The sequence below is a fragment of the Rhizobium sp. AN68 genome (assembly GCF_030758035.1).
Lineage (GTDB): Bacteria > Pseudomonadota > Alphaproteobacteria > Rhizobiales > Rhizobiaceae > Agrobacterium > Agrobacterium tumefaciens.
In genome coordinates, this window is sequence record NZ_JARWMI010000002.1 from 1,200,972 (window position 1) to 1,216,870 (window position 15,899).

Below are 15,899 nucleotides of genomic sequence, written 5' to 3' on the forward strand. Positions count from 1 at the left end.
CATCAGTCGCTGATGGAGGCGGTATAGTAGCTGGCATAAGCCACGCCGTTATACACTTCGCCCTTCAGCTTCGGGGACTGCACGTAGATCCTCTGCACGATCTGCGTTCGCGGAATGAAATAGCCCTGCTCAAGCACATATTTCTGCAGCTCATCGAGAAGCGGGCTGCGCTCGTCGACAGAGCCGGCGCCGGCGATCTTGTCGCGCAATCCGTTGAGCGTCGCGTCGCGGTCGTCAAGGGCGAACCAGTTCTCGCCATTGTTGGCGTTGGTGAGAATGCTGGCGACGGTGCCTGCATCGATGAAGCTGCGCGTCACCTCATAGGTCGGGATGGCCGCACCGCCGAATTTGACCTTTTCACCAAAGGTCACGACGTCGTAAGCGCGGATAGCGACTTTCCAACCGAGCTTGCCGAGTTGCTGGGCAATGAGTTCATCGACCGACTTGGATGTCGCGAGATAGGGATTGGAGTGGATCGTCAGCGACAGCGGTTTGCCGTCTTTGGTCCGGATACCATCGGCGCCCTTGACCCAGCCCGCCTCGTCGAGCAGCTTTTCGGCCTTGGCGGGATCGTAAGCGAGAAGTGCGCTGTGGTCGGTCGCGCCCGGCACGTTGCTCTGGATGAAGGACGTGGCGAGCTTCCAGTCCGGCGTATAGACGGTGTCGATGATTTCCTGACGATTTACACCGGCCTGAAGTGCCTGGCGAACCTTCACATCATCATAGGGCGGAAGCTTGGTGTTGACCGCCCAGCCGTTGACGAAGCCGAGATAACGCGGCGTTGCGACGGTAAAGCCCTCTTCGTGCAGCGACTTCAGTTCCTGCGGCGAAGCATTATAGGCGACATCGGCCTGGCCGGACTGGACCGAGGCGACACGCAACGACGGTTCCGACACCAGCTTATAGGTGATGGAATCGAGGAAGGCCGGGCCGGTGTGGCCAACGGCGGCAGGACCCCAATTGTAGTCCTTGCGCTTGACCAGCTTGACGTAATCTCCCTCCTTCCAGGATCCGACCACATAGGGGCCGCTGCCGGAAGTCTTGCTGAGATCGGCCTGCTGGGTGGCGGGCTGGGCGATGGTCTTCGGCGAGATCAGGATCGAGCCGTGGTAACCGAGCGTCGGAATAAAGCCGAGCGTCGGCTTCTTGAAGAAGACCTTCACCGTGGATGCGTCCACCGCTTCAGCATGGTCGTAGGTCTTGGGGAAAAGACCGATCGGGTTGATGCCTTCGCTCTTGCGTCCGGCATACCAGATGTCGAGATTGGCGACGACCGCCGCTGCATCCAGCGGTGTGCCATCGGAGAAGGTCACGCCGTTTTTGAGGTGAAGCGTGAATTCGGTGGCATTGTCGTTCTGCTCCCAGCGCTCGGCAAGCCAGGGGCTGACCTTACCGTCGGCATCGACATAAAGCAGCTTGTCGGCGACATGGCCCCAGATATGGCCCTGAAAGCTGGAAATGGCGCTGTTGTTCGGGATCCAGGTGTCGCCGAGAGAATCGATGAGGAAGGTAATGTCGCCGCCATTGCGTGGGGTATCGGCTGCCTCAACCGGAGCAGGCCCCATCGTCGTTAGAAGCGCGATTGCCCCTGCGAGAGTGGTGGTCAGCAGACCCCGACGGGAGAAGGAAAAAAGCGAAGAACGTATCGTCATTAAGAAATCCTGATTGGTTGCGTTGTTTCTTGTCTTTGTGATTTCAGGAACTATCGCCGCTCTGGCTGATCTTTTGCGGGCACACGAAAGGCTTCACACGACAGCCTTGCCGGTGGTTTCAATGTCCTGAAATCGGGAAAAATGTGCCTGCGTTACCTCTTGGAAGGTCCGACCGATGTTACGGCTTAGCCGTTACTTTCAGCCATTGACGGCTCGTTCGATCGCAGGCCGTGCTTGCTGATACATCGTGCGGTCATGACGCGGTCCCTTGTTTTGAAATTCGGTTCTTGATGTCTAACGTAGCAGGGTGGCCAGAAGGAGAAAGACCAGTTGTTCTTTTTCTATCGAATTAATGGATTATTTTGCCGCGGTTTCCGAAGGTGGTAGGATCAGCTTTTCCGACGCCCGAAATACGTTGGCGGTGCGATTTTTCAGGTAGTGCCGGAACACCCGTCCCTCACTTATTTTGCAAATGTCATCTTTTCGAAAATCCGCACCGGAGGCGCCTCACCGGCAAAACGTTCCACCTCCACTCTGGTAATCTGACCGGTCGATCCCTGCGCCAGTTTCGAGGTGCCGATGTCGCGCGTCAGGATGTTCGGATTGCCGTGAATGCACATCGCTTGCTCTGCATGCCGGTCATGCGGTTCGAACCACGCACCAGTTGCCAGCTGCATCACGCCGTTGCGCACATCCGTGCTCAGGACGGCTGCGGCGAGGCAGCTGCCACGACTGTTGAACAGCCTGATGATATCGCCATCGGCAATGCCCCGGCGGGCTGCATCTTCGGGGTTGATGCGCACGGGTTCCCGGCCCTTAATCTTGGTGGAGCGGCTGAAGGCGCCATAGTCGAGCTGGCTGTGCAGACGCTGATGCGGCTGATTGCAGACCAGATGCAGCGGATAGAGCGCTTCGTCTTCCGGTTTCGTCCTGCCGGGATACCATTGCGGATGGCCGCCGCAATCGTCATAGCCGAAACCCTCGATCGTCTCGGAGAAGATTTCGATTTTACCGGATGGTGTCTTCAGAGGGAAGGCTATGGGATCATCACGGAAGGCACGCGCAGGCCCTCCGTCATCCGGCTTGAGCGGCAGACCTATCTCTCCACGTTCCCAGAACGTTTCGAAATCGGGAGCCTCGTACCCACCGGCGGCAAGCGCCCCACGCGTTGTTTCATAGAGGAAGGCAAGCCATTCCCGGCTGCTGCGGCCTTCGGTGAAGGTTTCGAATTTGTCGAGCCGGCGCGCGATCTCGGAGAAGATTTCGTAGTCGTCGCGCGCCTCACCAACCGGTTCGATCAGCTTTTTCATCGCGATCATCAGAGGATCGCGGTCGGCGGCGCCAATGTCGTCGCGCTCCAGAGTTGTCGTCGCCGGCAGCACGACATCGGCATGCCGCGCAGATGATGTCCATGCGGTTTCGTGCACGATGATGGTCTCGGGCCGTCTGAACGCTGCCCGTAGTCGGTTGATATCCTGATGGTGGTGGAACGGGTTACCACCCGCCCAGTAAACCAAGCGGATATCGGGATAGTGCATCCTCTGGCCGTTATAGTGAAATTCCCCACCAGGATTGAGCAGCATGTCGGCGATGCGCGCGACCGGAATGAAATCCGCGACCGGGTTTTTGAACTGGTTAAGTGTCGGCAGGGGAACGGCCAGCAGGTTCTTGCCGACATTGCCCAAAGCGCCGAGGGAATAGGAATATCCGCCGCCGTCGAGGCCAATCTGACCGAGCATGGCGGCAAGAACGATCCCTAGCCAGACGGGTTGCTCACCATAATCGGCGCGCTGAAGCGAATGGCTGACAGTGATCAATGTTCTCGCGCGCGCCATGGTGCGGGCGAGTTCCCTAATAGTTTCCGTGCCGATGCCGCAGAGCCCGGAAGCCCATTCGGGGCTTTTCGCCACACCATCGGTCCGGCCGAGCAGGTAGTCTTCGAAACGCTGATAGCCGACGGCATAGCGGTCAAGAAACGCCCGATCGTGCAGGCCCTCGGTGACGAGAACATGCGCAAGTCCGAGCATCAGCGCGACATCGGTACCGGGTATGACCGGCAGCCACTCCGCATTGAGGTCTTTCGGAAAATCGTCTTTTAGCGGGCTGATCAGCACGAATCGCGCGCCGCGTGCGCGTGCGCCATTCAGCTTCTGTGGCACGATATGCACGCTGTTGCCGCCGCCATGCACGTCCGTATTCTTTATCGCCATGCCGCCGAAGGCGACGATCAATTCGCTGCTGCGCTCGATTGCATCCCAGGTAACGCTCTTGCGGTCGAAATGATCGTAGGGTCCGAGCACATGCGGAATGATGACCATCGCCGCGCCTGAACTATAGGTGTTGACGGAGCGCACATATCCGCCAAGCGTGTTCAGAAAACGGTGGACCTGGCTTTGCGCGTGATGGAAACGTCCGGCGCTCGACCAGCCGTAGGAGCCGCCGAACACGGCCTGTGGGCCGTAATCGCCGTAAACCCTTTGAAGCTCCTTCGCGACGAGGTCCGCCGCCTGCGGCCAATCGACCTCCACATAGTCGTCCGCCCCGCGTATCTGCGCGTTGCCCGGTTTTCCCTCCAGCCAGCCGCGCCTGACCGCCGGACGCCGGATGCGCGCGGCGCTATCGGCGATTGCCGGCAGATTGGCGAGCAAGGGCGAGGGGTGTGGATCGTCCGGATGTGGACGGATATCGAGCTTGCCATTCCGGTAGCTGCCGGAAAAGGCGCCCCAGTGGGAGCTGTGGGTCTTGTAATTATCCATCTGCGAAATCCCGCACGGTCAAAGCGTTTCTCGGCGGCTGGGCAAGTCTTGGCTCGGCAGGATCTTGCCCGGGTTCATGATGTCAGCCGGATCTATGGCTTTTTTGATGATCGCCATGAGGTCCACCGCGTCGCCGTGTTCCTGCCGCAGATAAGCGATCTTGCCGGTGCCAACCCCATGCTCGCCGGTGGAAGTGCCGCCAACCGAGATGGCGTGCTGCACCATCTTCTTGTTGATTGCCGCCACCTCGTCGAGTTCGGTTTGATTTGCAGGATCTACGGCGAAGACCACATGATAGTTGCCATCGCCGACATGGCCGAGAATGGCGGCGGGCACGCTGCAGTCGCGTAGCAATTCCCGGGTCCTGACGATGCAGCCGCTCAACTCGGATACCGGCACGCAGACATCGGAAGACCAGCCCTTGGCGTTCAGGCGCTGCGAGACCACGGCGTAAAACGCGTTGTGGCGCGCCTTCCACAGGCGGTTGCGGTCCTCCGGCGCATTCGCCCATTCGAAATCCCTGCCGCCATTATCTTCCACTATGGCAGCGACCATCTCGACCTGCTCCTTCACGCCAGCAGGCGAGCCGTGGAACTCGAAGGCGAGCGTGTCCTCGACCTTGAGGGAAAGACTGGAATAGGCGTTGACGGCCTCGATCAGGCCACGGTCCATTAATTCCATTCTCGCAACTGGAATGCCGAGCTGCACGACCGTAATGGCTGCCGCAACAGCCTGTTCGACGCTTTCGAAGGAGCAAAGTGCAGCTGAGATGGTTTCGGGAATTCCGTAGAGTCGCAACGTCACTTCCGTGATGATGCCGAGCGTCCCCTCGGAGCCGACGAACAGCCGCGTTAGGTCATAACCTGCTGATGATTTACGCGCCCGCCCGCCGGTGCGGATGACCTGGCCGTTGGGCAAGACGACTGTCAGCGACAGCACGTTTTCTCGCATTGTGCCGTAACGCACGGCGTTTGTGCCGGAAGCGCGGGTTGCGGCCATGCCGCCGATAGACGCATTGGCGCCAGGATCGATCGGAAAGAACAGGCCCATGTCGCGCAGATGTGTGTTCAGTTGCTCGCGCGTGACCCCGGCCTCCACCGTGCAATCGAGATCCTCGGCGCTGATGCGGACGATTTTCGACATGCGCGACAGATCGACCGAGACACCGCCACGCACTGCCGTTAGATGGCCTTCGAGCGAAGTGCCGGTGCCGAAGGCGATGACGGGAACACCTTCAGCGGCGCAAAGCCGCACGGTTTCCGCCACATCATCCGTGCTCTCGGCGAAAACGACGGCATCGGGGATCGCCGGCGTATGGTGGGATTCGCCACGGCCGTGTTGTTCCCGCAATGCCTGCGCGGTGGAAAAACGCTCGCCGAAACGGTTGCGCAAAGCGTTCGAGAGAGCGGGAGGCAGTGCGCTCATCGCGATACTCCGCGCGAAGAGGGCGGGAAAAGAGACATGAGAAACTCCACGGGAATGGTCTGGAGAGAGCCATGGCCGGGTTGCGGCCACGGCGTGACAGTCACCCGGTTTTCGGCTGGGATCAGGCGGCCAGTTTTTCGCCCTTGAGATGACGTTCGAGGAAAGGCAGGCTGTCCTGTCCCCAATACAGTTCGTCCTCGTAGCGGAATGTCGGAAGCCCGAACACACCGGCTGCCTTTGCGGCCTCATAATTGGCTTTCCGGATGTCTTCCACGGCATCGCTTCCGCCGCGTTCGTCCAGCGCCGCACCGTCGAAACCAGCTTTGTCAGCGATTGCGCGGCGAACTTCGGCATTGCCAATATCTTGGCCTCCTTCCCAGAAAGCTTCCTGAAGCGCCTTGGTCAGCCTCAACCAGTCCTCGCGCGCATCGATCGCGGCAATGACCATGAAGCCGGCCGGCGTGGGATCGGAAAGGGCGGCGCGATTGTCGAAGTTAAGGGACTTGCCGCGCAACGCCGCCCATCGCTTCAAATCCTTCGTCCAATAGGCGCGGCGCGCTTCCGGACGGTTGCGTGAGTAGATGGCGCCATTATCCTCGATCAGCGGGATGACATAGGGCCGTATCGTGGCGTTGTGCTCGGCGGCGAGCGCGGCGAAAGGCTCCAGGCCGAGAAAGGCCCAGGGGGAGCCGATGCCGAAGAAGTAGTCGATGGTCTTGGTCATATCTTGTCTCCTGAGGATATCTTGCCGGTGGCGAGATCGAACACCGAGAGCGCACAGTCCCGGGCGATGAGTACGGCATGCGGATCGCGCCCGACCGCGACCGTGGCAAGTGCGCCTTCGTAAAGAAGCGAAAGGTGGGAGGCGGCCTGATCCAGTCGCACCCCCGCTTTAGACATGACGGTCTCGAAAATATCCCGCACCATTCTTTTGTGGGTTCGAGCTACGGTGACGACGCGTTCGGAATCGCCGTGTTCGGCAACCGCGAGTGCAAAGGCGCAGCCCCTGAATTCAGGGCTGTCGGCCTTCTCGTAAAGCCGCTCGAAAATCACCTGCAGCTGGTCCCTTGGATCAATCGTCGCCGTCAGAACATCCTTCAGCGAGCGAATGACACGATCGTGGCGATCCTGAAGATAGGCCGCGACAAGATGATCCTTGGACGGAAAATGCCGATAGAGAGTAGCTTTTGCGACCTTCGCTTCTTCGATGATGCGGTCGATACCGACCGCCCGGATACCTTCGGTATAAAACAGCGCGCCGGCGGCGGTGAGAATCTGGTCTGGAATGGCTTCTCTCATTTTATCGCTTCAGCTTGGTGGTTTCATGGGAAGAACGGGTCGCACGCATCATTGCGCGGCGGCGAGACCGGTTTTGTCGCGCTCGTGGAGCTGCCCGACAAAAGAAAGGATCGCGTCAAGCGGCACCGCCTTCGAGAAGCCGCCCTGATGCGCCAGCCTGCCGCCAAGAGACTGGATAGCCTCGTTATACGGTGTCGCGACGTTATGCAGACGGCCGAGCAGCACAATCTCACCGTTGAGAAAGTCGACCTCGCTGGAAGCGCCCCGGGCAAAGCTCTGCCAGGTCGATTGCTGGCCGGGCTGAATGCCGCTGTTTTGAGCGATGCTCCAGCCTGAAATATCGACAGCCCGTTCAGAGGGAGAGGCGAGATTGTAGCCTGCTATCTCAAGCGTCTGGCGGGCTTCATTGACCAGCGCTTCGGCAATCGATGCTCGCAGATCGTCTTCTCCGTCGAACAGATCCAGCGCGTTGCGGACGTTATGAAGCAGTTTTGCCGATTTCCAGCGGCGGATATCGCTGCTGGTTTCCGCAAGATAATTGGCGCGTGTGAGGTCTGCGGCAATCTCCTTCGCCGTTTCATCGGAACCGGCCGGGAAGCGCCCGATCGTGACCACGCCGACCTGCGGATTGCCGGCCGCCGCAACCGCGCCGGTTTGTGTAAACCGGGCAGGGGTCAGAATACTGGCGCCGTAGACATTGGCGAAGGTCCTGAGCGCCAGCGCTTCCGTCGCCAGACCGTTCTGAAAGGTAACCACCGGCAACTGCGTGGCTGTTAGACCTTCCACGCCGGATACCTGTCGCCATGACCAGTCTGCCAGAGTGGCTGCCGCATCCTGCGTTTTGACGGTCAGCAGCAGGATATCGTCGGGCGCCAGGTCCGGCGGAGCGGATACGTCGAAGGCGTTCAGCCTTATTTGCTGCGTGCCTGAGGGGCGTTGGTAGCTCAGCCCCTGTTCAATGATGGAGGCAATTTGTGCGCCGCGTCCGACCAGAGCATATTTGATGCCGGAAAGCTCGAACTGTGCGGCAAGGCTTGCGCCAACCGCGCCTGCGCCAATGATAACGTATCGTGTCACCTTTTCCTCCAATTCTACCGGGCCGATAATGCGCCAGTATCAATTGCAGCGGTGCAGTTTGCTGGATCGATACGGGATTTCGCTCAACATCGGTCCTCCCTGACGGCGACCAATGATGACAGCTAAACTAGGCATGAGGAGCGCCTCAAGAAAGACAGGTCGTTCTTTTTCTATCTATTTTATAGAAAATAATTCGGCGTAGGGAAAATTTGCGATCACCTTATTCCCGACAGCAGTCCTGGCGCGGTGAAACCCTGGAATAAGCCCCAACGAAGCACACCGTCAGCGCGCATGGGAGAGCATCAACTCGCCGGGATTTTTCAGGAGGCCGCCTTGAAGAGAACCGTGACGACGGTTCCGCCGTCTTGTCGCGGATCTATCTGCAAATCGCTGTCATGCGCGCTTGCGATCGCTCGAGCAATCGACAGGCCGAGGCCGGTGCCACCGGTCTTACGTGCACGCGACGGCTCTGTGCGCCAGAAGAGTTCGATGCCGTGTGCCTCGATGCCGGGGGGAAAACCCGGCCCCTTGTCTTCGATTGTTATGAAGGGACGTCCTTCCCGGACTCCGGTCGAGCAGAAGAGGCTCTTCCCGCTCGCCGCATAGCGGCGTACATTATCCATCAGGATGAGCAGTAGCTGTTGAAGGCGTTGAGGGTCGCCGCTAATTGGAGCCGTCTGCAGCGACATATCGAGACTAATTCCTGCCTCTTCGAGAAGAGGCCGTGCCGCCTCCGCCACGGCCGCGCATTCGGTAGCGAGATCGAGTGGCCGCATCTCCGTAACGAGACTGTTGGTTTCTGCCAGCGAAAGCGTCCGCAGATCGTCGACGAGACGCGCAAGTCCTTCCACATGGCCGATTAGGTGGCGAATGGCCTGCTTGTCGAGCGGAAAGACGTCATCGGCAATGCCGTGTAAACGGCCTTGCAGGATGGTCAGCGGGGTGCGCAGCTCGTGGGCTACCGCCATGGTGTTGAACTTCAACCGGCGCTCCATCATCTGAAGCTCCTGCGTCAAAGTCTCGAAACTGTCGACCAGAAATCCGACTTCGGCGATGCGGCTCGCCTTGATCTTTGCGCCTCCGCTGAAGTCGCCCGTCGCCATGCGCCGCGCCGCGTCGGCAAGTTCGCCGAGAGGTGCTGCAATGCGCCGGGAGATGAAATAACCAAGCAAGCTGCACAGGAAGACACCGAGCAATCCGAAGAGGAACACCGATTTGAGAAGTTCGCTATCTGCCTGGTCCTCCAGGCCCGGTAAAACCTCGATAAGGGCCTGAAGCTGGCGCTGATCCGGCATCACGCCCCGGTCAATATCCGAGAAAGCCTTGGCGGCATCAGGCGACAGTTGGGCAAGGATGCGCTCCTCAATGGTGTCCGAATACCAGGAAACGCCGAAATAGACCAACGCAACCGCAAAGATGAGCATTGTGGTGATTGTGATCGCCGTCATCGTGCGCAGGCGGAGCCGCCGGAACCTCATGATGTCTGCTCCCTGGCAAGTCGGTAGCCGATGCTGCGCACCGACACCAGATAACCGCCAGCACCGTGATCCGTCAGTTTTTTACGCAGATTGGCGATGTGCGTATCGACCGTGCGTGCCAGCGCATCGCTTTCCGGCAGGCAGGCATCCAGAAGATCGGCCCGCTGAAAGGCATAGGTGGGGCGACGCGTCATATGGGCAAGAATTCTGAATTCGCTGAGCGTCAACGGCAGAACGGTTCGTCCCGCATCGCTGCAAACAGCCGCGATGTAAGCTTCGGTATCTATTTCGATGGCGCCGAAACGCAGGATCCCTCCGCCAGTTGGCTGACGCGAGCGTTTTAGAACGGCATTTACCCGGGCGACCATTTCCTGCGGGTTGAAAGGTTTGACGATGTAGTCGTCGGCACCCAGGCGCAGACCGGTCAGCTTGTCCATATCTTCGGCAAGGGCGGTGACCATGATGATCGGCGTATCACGCTCCCGCCGGATGCGTGTCAGCACATCGATGCCATCGAGCTTCGGTAGCCCGATGTCGAGAAGAATGAGATCCGGCCGCAGCATGGAGAAATGCGTCATGGCCGTCTCGCCATCCCCGGCTCTAACGGTTCTGTATCCGTCACGAATGAGATAGGCGTCCAGAATCTGCATGATGTCGGGGTCGTCTTCGACGATGAGAATGAGACCTTTGTCCATGCTGACCTTACGAACTTACTGATATTACCGCTTTATTGCCGGGACGCTAAGCCGACGCAAAGCGCCGGGCAAGAGCCGTCTCACGAGATAGATGCGGCAGGCACGCTTTTCCTCTCAGTCTTGGGACTTCCTCCGCAGAACCTTGACATTTCTACGGAAGAAAGCTGGCCATGCACCAGTATCTCTCCCATAAGACCGAACAGAAATGGCCAGGCCGGCCCGAAAAGCCGAAGTTCCGCTTTGCCGTCATCCCCACGGCGCGCCAGACTTTCGCATGGGTTTCCGGCAGCCCATCTCTGCTCGCGCTTTCGACCACGCTTGCAATGATGGTCTTCTTCACTGTCAGGCCGGATATCGATCTTGACGCCAGTCGCTGGTTCTGGACAGATGGTTTTCGTCTTGGCGAGGATCAATTCTTGATTTCCGTCCGCGATCTGAACCGCGCACTTCCCGCCATTTTATTGTCCACGCTTGTCTGCCTGCTCCTTGCAACGCCATTTGTCTCCGGCGTGCGGCGTGCCATCCGCCCTCACAAACTGCTACTTGTTCTCACCTTTTATGCGCTTGGGCCGGGTGCGACCGTGCATGTGCTGAAAAACCTGTTCGGACGTGCCAGACCGCGGCATATCAGTGAATTCGGGGCAGATTTGTTTTTTACGCCCGTTCTTTCCCTCGATGGCAGCTGTTCGCGCAACTGCTCCTTTCCGTCCGGCGAAAGCGCGTCCGCAATCGCCCTGCTGGCGTTCATCATCTTCCTGCCGGAAAAATTCCGCCTGAGCGCCACGGCGATCTTGATGCCGTTCATCGTGCTTTGCTCCCTAAACAGGGCAGCTATGGGCGCACATTTTCTCTCCGATGTCCTGATTGCATGGCCACTGATGCTCGCCGTGTTCCTCTCACTGCATCGGCTGTTCACGAAGCATGCGGACACAATCGACACTGCGTTTCTGCGCTAATTCATGGGAATACGGCATAGCGCCGAACAAAGGTCATGCCCTGAGCAATAAATTTGTGTTCGGGGTTCGTCCGCCGCCTGCTCAAATCGCACATGCCCGTGCCTGTGGTCTGGTACGGGCATGTGCAGACGAGGACTGCCTTATTTCACCTGGGCTACGACCAGCTTGCCATCCGCACGTTCGGCAATGAACTCGATGTTCGCGCCTTCCTTGAGCTTGGCGAGCAGGGCATCGTCCTTGACGCGGAACACCATCGTCATGGCGGGCATGTCGAGGTTCTTCAGTTCCTCATGAATGATGGTGACTTTCTTGGCGGTAGCGTCGACCTTCTTCACCGTACCCTTGGTGAATTCCTGTGCGAATGCGCCAAAGGGGGCTGTAAGCAACAGAGCGGCTGCAAGGGTAATTTTAACGATCGTCTTCATGGTCAGATTCCTTTTTTCGATTGGTTACTTGGCCGAAACTTTGAGATCGCCGCGCATGCCGGCCTCGTAATGTCCGGGCTTCAGGCAGGCGAATTCGAACATGCCGTCATTGGTGAATTTCCAGATAATTTCGCCACTTTCGCCCGGCGCAAGGCTGATTGCGTTCGGATTGTCGTGTTCCATCTCCGGGGCCTTTGCCATGGCGGCCTTGTGCTCCAGATTTGCGCTCTGTTCGTCGAGAATGAATTCATGGTCCAGCTCGCCGACATTCTTCACGGCAAAGCGAACGGTCTTGCCCTTCTTGAATTCGAACTTGGCGGGCGTGAACAGCATCTTGCCATCAGGCGTTTCCTTCATGGTGACCTGTATGGTCTGGGTTACCTTGGATTTGTCGCCGGGTTCGCCGATCGCCATCGCTTCATGGCCGCCGCCGTGGGTGCCCGATGCGAAGGCGGGTGTGGCAAGAGCGGTGAGAAGCAGTGCAAGTTTCAGTCTGGTCATCGAATTTTTCCTTGGTTCTGGTGGGGATATGGTCTGCACGATCAGCCGTGTTTCATCGGTTTCGGCGTGATCTGTGTTTTCGGATCATTGGTCTTTTCGGTATCCGGCACGTCGCCGGTCCATTCCCAGGCCTGGGTACCGGGCGGGTTTTGGTACCAGCCGGGATCTGAGTAATCGCCCGCGGAAATGCCTTCGCGGACCTTCACCACGGAGAACATGCCGCCCATTTCGATGGGGCCGTGCGGACCCCAGCCGGTCATCATGGGAACGGTGTTCTCAGGGATTTCCATCTCCATCGCGCCCATATCGGCCATGCCGGCTGTACCCATCGGCATGTATTCCGGCCGCACCTTGCGGATCTTTTCGGTGACGGTCTTCTTGTCGACGCCGATGAAGGTTGGGACATCGTGTCCCATCGCATTCATCGTGTGGTGCGACTTGTGGCAATGGATCGCCCAGTCGCCGACATATTTGGCGTCGAATTCATAGGCCCGCATGGCGCCGACGGGGATGTCGATGCTGACCTCCGGCCACCGGGCCTCGGGCCGCACCCAGCCGCCATCCGTGCACGTCACCTCGAAATCATAGCCGTGCATGTGGATCGGGTGGTTGGTCATGGTCAGGTTGCCGACCCTGACACGCACCCGGTCGTCCTTGGAGACCACCAGCGGATCGATGCCCGGAAATACCCGGCTGTTCCATGACCACAGATTGAAGTCCGTCATGGTCATGATTTTCGGAACGTAGGAGCCGGGATTGATGTCGAAGGCGTTGATCAGGAACACGAAGTCGCGATCAACAGGCATGAAGGTCGGGTCCTTTGGATGGACCACGAAAAAGCCCATCATGCCCATCGCCATCTGCACCATCTCGTCTGAATGCGGGTGGTACATGAAGGTGCCGGACTTCACGAGATCGAACTCGTAGACGAAGGTCTTGCCAACGGGGATATGCGGTTGCGACAGGCCGCCGACACCGTCCATGCCTGATGGCAGGATCATGCCGTGCCAGTGGACCGTTGTATGTTCCGGCAGCTTGTTGGTCACGAAAATCCGCACCCGGTCGCCTTCTACGGCCTCGATGGTCGGGCCGGGTGACTGGCCGTTATAGCCCCAGAGGCGGGCGGTCATGCCCTCCGCCATCTCGCGTTCCACTGGCTCGGCGACAAGGTGGAATTCCTTGACGCCATTGTTCATCCGGAAAGGCAGGGTCCAGCCGTTGAGGGTGACGACCGGATTGTAATCGGGACCGGTAGTGGGCTTGACGGGGGCTTGCGTTGCTGCCGTTTCCATCACGGCAGCTTCCGGCAGGCTGCTATTCGATGTCTTTGCCCAGGCCGCCGTGGAGACCATTGCGGCGCCGACGCCCAGAAAGTTTCTTCTATTGAACATGGTCGTTTCCTCTCTCAGTGTCCGCCACCGCTGCCGCCACCAGTGGCGGCAACTTCGGTCTCCGCGCCTGCCGTACCCGCGCCACCGCCGTAGATGGCGGGCGCAAGGCCGGCTTCCGCGAGCCAGAAGTCACGTTTGGCATTGATGGCGAGCAGGTTCGAATTGACCTTTTCGCGGCTGTCGGCGAGCAGTTCGAAGGTGTTGGTGAGCATGCCGTTATAGGTCAGCAGCGACTCCTCCTCGATCTTGGTCCGCAGCGGCACCACGCTGTTGCGATAGTGCCGGGCGATGTCGTAGTTCGAGCGATAGGCCTGATAGGCGGAGCGGGCTTCGGAGCGGATATTGACCGCTTTTTCGGCCAGCAGGTTTGCTGCGCGCATATAGGCGAGTTCGGATTCCCGCATTCTTGCCCGACCGGAATCGAAGATCGGAATGACGAATTCCAGCTCGGCATTGCCCGTCGTCTGTTTGTGTTTTTCGCCGTCTTCAAGTTCGCGTTCGGTCTCGAAGCCGGAACGAAGTTCTAGATCGGTGACGTATCGGGTGGCTTCTGTGAGTTTGAACGACCGGGCGGTCGATTCCAGATCGAGCTTCGCCATCTGCAAATCCACCCGGCGCTGCAGCGCCTCAGCCTCGATCATCTCACGTTTGGCCAGATCCTTTGGAAGCTGGGGCAGGCGGTTGGGGATGGAGTAGTCTATGTCCGCGCCCCACAGGCCCATCAGCCTTGTCAGTTCCTCCTTCGCAAGCCGGGCTTCAAGCCGCGCCTTGGCGATCTGGCCGGTCAGTTCGGCATAGAAGACCTGCTCGCGAGCCTGGCCTTCCTTGTTCAGCGAGCCTGCTTCGCCAAGCTTCCTCGCAAGTTCCGAGGCGGCATCCGCGGCTGTCTGGGCCTGCGCCAGCTGGCCGACATTTTCCCAGGCAGCAACCGCCGTGATCCAGGCGCGGCGGGTATCTGCCGCCAATTGCAACGTCTTCAGCGCGGCTGCGAGCTGCGCCTTTCGGAAGCCGGTATCGGCAATCTCGACATTCTGTTTGAGCGTGGCCAGTGCCAGAATATTGGTGACGATCACACCCTCGATCGCCTTGTAGGCCCGGAGCCCCGGAGTGCCGATCCCCGTCAATCCGATGCCGACCCTCGGATTGACCAGCATGGTCGATTGCCAGGCGGTTGCGGCCGATTCACCCAGATCGGCATAGGCCGCCTGAAGGCCCTTGTTGTTGAGGAGCGCGACCTGAACCGCCGTCTCGACATCGATTGTTTTCGCTGACATCAGCGATTTGACGCGGGTTGCGGTTGCCTGCGCCTCGGCCCGGTTCTGTATCCAGACAGTCTGCTTTCCTGTCGCCTCGGTCGCCCTGGCCGAAACGGTGGTGAAGCCTGCGTTCTTCGAGGTGTAGTCGGTGGCCGTGACGCAGCCGCCAAGAACGAGCGGGACGGAAAGGACGGCCGTGAGTTTGATCACGCGTAGCGTCATGATGCGTCTCCTTTCGGAGCCTGCGCATCGTTCTGATTACGCCAGGGCTTCGGGTCCACCGGAGCACGGTGCGAGTAACCTGTTACCGGTGTCTGATAACGCAGAGGGGTGACGCCGAGCGACGGGTTTGCCGCGTCTTCATACGAGGCGGCCTCGTTCATCGAGGATGTGGCTGTGCAGCCGCCCAGCAAAAGGGGCGCTGCAACCACGATGTAGATAGGGTTCATGGTAATTTCCGAACAGGAGATGCAACGGCGCGACGGCGCTAAAGCCGTTCACGCACGATCATTGCCCGAGAGACGGGCTTTGCCTGTTCAGATATTCGGTGGACGGTGAAGCAGCGGGATCTGGCCCACGGTCTTGCTGTCGTCAAGGAAGGAACGGATGGAATTGACGACTGGTCCGCCAAGGGCGTCATGCGCAATCAGTACCGCCATGCCGAGACAGAAATCGTTGCAGCATTCCGGCTTCACGGGCTTTTTGACGCCGCTGTCGTGGTCTGCCGTATCCATATTATGGTGGTCGCTGGACATCATGGCCGAACCGCCATGGTCCATCATCGCGCCATGATCCATCATCATGGCGGATTGGGTGGTCTGCATTTCCGCGGTATCGGGACCATGCATTGCGGCATTGACGGTGGAAACGCTGTATCCCGCCAGTGACAATATCATCACCAGTCGAAACAGCAGTGCCGTCAATTTCGATGTTCGCAACATCCCACGCATGCCCTGTAGAAGAGCCGCAGTCCTGAAGTTTGTCAATG

Annotated in this window: 15 protein-coding genes; 1 reads left to right on the top strand and 14 read right to left on the bottom strand. The window is 59.1% G+C overall.

Translation table 11 applies throughout. The annotated features are described in order from the left end of the window. Positions 1-2: 2 nt before the first annotated feature. From RBH71_RS08950 to RBH71_RS08985, 8 genes are all read right to left on the bottom strand, one after another. Positions 3-1,652, bottom strand: a complete 1,650-nt coding sequence (locus tag RBH71_RS08950) for an ABC transporter substrate-binding protein (protein WP_323687253.1) — start codon at positions 1,650-1,652, stop codon at positions 3-5. 461 nt (positions 1,653-2,113) lie between these two features. After that, positions 2,114-4,408, bottom strand: coding sequence for a molybdopterin guanine dinucleotide-containing S/N-oxide reductase (locus tag RBH71_RS08955; protein ID WP_003518075.1), 2,295 nt, complete (start codon positions 4,406-4,408; stop codon positions 2,114-2,116). Positions 4,409-4,426: 18 nt separating this feature from the next. After that, on the bottom strand, positions 4,427-5,833 hold the full coding sequence (locus RBH71_RS08960) for an FAD-binding oxidoreductase (RefSeq protein ID WP_004431566.1): 1,407 nt from the start codon (positions 5,831-5,833) through the stop codon (positions 4,427-4,429). Positions 5,834-5,954: 121 nt separating this feature from the next. Continuing rightward, positions 5,955-6,557, bottom strand: coding sequence for a 2-hydroxychromene-2-carboxylate isomerase (locus RBH71_RS08965; RefSeq protein WP_004431567.1), 603 nt, complete (start codon positions 6,555-6,557; stop codon positions 5,955-5,957). Beyond that, positions 6,554-7,132: a TetR/AcrR family transcriptional regulator gene (locus tag RBH71_RS08970; RefSeq protein WP_004431568.1), complete on the bottom strand. Its 579-nt coding sequence runs from the start codon at positions 7,130-7,132 to the stop codon at positions 6,554-6,556. Before RBH71_RS08970 ends, RBH71_RS08965 begins: the two co-directional genes overlap by 4 nt. A gap of 48 nt (positions 7,133-7,180) precedes the next feature. Beyond that, entirely contained in the window at positions 7,181-8,209 is a 1,029-nt protein-coding gene (locus tag RBH71_RS08975; RefSeq protein ID WP_004431571.1) for a ketopantoate reductase family protein, read from the bottom strand. Between the two features lie 320 nt (positions 8,210-8,529). Then, a complete protein-coding gene (locus RBH71_RS08980; RefSeq protein ID WP_323687254.1) occupies positions 8,530-9,687 on the bottom strand; it encodes an ATP-binding protein in 1,158 nt (385 codons plus the stop codon). After that, positions 9,684-10,382, bottom strand: coding sequence for a response regulator (locus RBH71_RS08985; protein WP_004431575.1), 699 nt, complete (start codon positions 10,380-10,382; stop codon positions 9,684-9,686). Before RBH71_RS08985 ends, RBH71_RS08980 begins: the two co-directional genes overlap by 4 nt. Positions 10,383-10,552: 170 nt before the next feature. Here RBH71_RS08985 and RBH71_RS08990 point away from each other — a divergent pair, with 170 nt between their 5' ends. After that, positions 10,553-11,338, top strand: a complete 786-nt coding sequence (locus RBH71_RS08990) for a phosphatase PAP2 family protein (RefSeq protein WP_004431576.1) — start codon at positions 10,553-10,555, stop codon at positions 11,336-11,338. 140 nt (positions 11,339-11,478) lie between these two features. On the opposite strand, the gene RBH71_RS08995 is transcribed toward RBH71_RS08990, so the two are convergent. The 6 genes from RBH71_RS08995 to RBH71_RS09020 all read right to left on the bottom strand — a co-directional run bounded on the left by RBH71_RS08995 (position 11,479) and on the right by RBH71_RS09020 (position 15,861). Continuing rightward, on the bottom strand, positions 11,479-11,763 hold the full coding sequence (locus RBH71_RS08995) for a copper-binding protein (RefSeq protein WP_004431579.1): 285 nt from the start codon (positions 11,761-11,763) through the stop codon (positions 11,479-11,481). A 24-nt stretch (positions 11,764-11,787) separates the two neighbouring features. Beyond that, positions 11,788-12,264, bottom strand: coding sequence for a cupredoxin domain-containing protein (locus RBH71_RS09000; RefSeq protein WP_004431582.1), 477 nt, complete (start codon positions 12,262-12,264; stop codon positions 11,788-11,790). 41 nt (positions 12,265-12,305) lie between these two features. After that, positions 12,306-13,655, bottom strand: coding sequence for a multicopper oxidase family protein (locus tag RBH71_RS09005; protein WP_004431584.1), 1,350 nt, complete (start codon positions 13,653-13,655; stop codon positions 12,306-12,308). Between the two features lie 14 nt (positions 13,656-13,669). Beyond that, on the bottom strand, positions 13,670-15,133 hold the full coding sequence (locus tag RBH71_RS09010) for a TolC family protein (protein ID WP_004431586.1): 1,464 nt from the start codon (positions 15,131-15,133) through the stop codon (positions 13,670-13,672). Next, positions 15,130-15,360, bottom strand: a complete 231-nt coding sequence (locus RBH71_RS09015; protein ID WP_004431588.1) for a hypothetical protein — start codon at positions 15,358-15,360, stop codon at positions 15,130-15,132. Before RBH71_RS09015 ends, RBH71_RS09010 begins: the two co-directional genes overlap by 4 nt. Before the next feature lie 87 nt (positions 15,361-15,447). Beyond that, positions 15,448-15,861, bottom strand: coding sequence for a hypothetical protein (locus RBH71_RS09020; RefSeq protein WP_035252624.1), 414 nt, complete (start codon positions 15,859-15,861; stop codon positions 15,448-15,450). Positions 15,862-15,899 lie beyond the last annotated feature (38 nt).

Coding starts and splice junctions, on each gene's coding strand:
- RBH71_RS08950 (WP_323687253.1), bottom strand. CDS start 1,652: ATGACGATACGTTCTTCGCTTTTTTCCTTCTCCCGTCGGGGTCTGCTG.
- RBH71_RS08955 (WP_003518075.1), bottom strand. CDS start 4,408: ATGGATAATTACAAGACCCACAGCTCCCACTGGGGCGCCTTTTCCGGC.
- RBH71_RS08960 (WP_004431566.1), bottom strand. CDS start 5,833: ATGAGCGCACTGCCTCCCGCTCTCTCGAACGCTTTGCGCAACCGTTTC.
- RBH71_RS08965 (WP_004431567.1), bottom strand. CDS start 6,557: ATGACCAAGACCATCGACTACTTCTTCGGCATCGGCTCCCCCTGGGCC.
- RBH71_RS08970 (WP_004431568.1), bottom strand. CDS start 7,132: ATGAGAGAAGCCATTCCAGACCAGATTCTCACCGCCGCCGGCGCGCTG.
- RBH71_RS08980 (WP_323687254.1), bottom strand. CDS start 9,687: ATGAGGTTCCGGCGGCTCCGCCTGCGCACGATGACGGCGATCACAATC.
- RBH71_RS08985 (WP_004431575.1), bottom strand. CDS start 10,382: ATGGACAAAGGTCTCATTCTCATCGTCGAAGACGACCCCGACATCATG.
- RBH71_RS08990 (WP_004431576.1), top strand. CDS start 10,553: ATGCACCAGTATCTCTCCCATAAGACCGAACAGAAATGGCCAGGCCGG.
- RBH71_RS08995 (WP_004431579.1), bottom strand. CDS start 11,763: ATGAAGACGATCGTTAAAATTACCCTTGCAGCCGCTCTGTTGCTTACA.
- RBH71_RS09000 (WP_004431582.1), bottom strand. CDS start 12,264: ATGACCAGACTGAAACTTGCACTGCTTCTCACCGCTCTTGCCACACCC.
- RBH71_RS09005 (WP_004431584.1), bottom strand. CDS start 13,655: ATGTTCAATAGAAGAAACTTTCTGGGCGTCGGCGCCGCAATGGTCTCC.
- RBH71_RS09010 (WP_004431586.1), bottom strand. CDS start 15,133: ATGACGCTACGCGTGATCAAACTCACGGCCGTCCTTTCCGTCCCGCTC.
- RBH71_RS09015 (WP_004431588.1), bottom strand. CDS start 15,360: ATGAACCCTATCTACATCGTGGTTGCAGCGCCCCTTTTGCTGGGCGGC.
- RBH71_RS09020 (WP_035252624.1), bottom strand. CDS start 15,861: ATGCGTGGGATGTTGCGAACATCGAAATTGACGGCACTGCTGTTTCGA.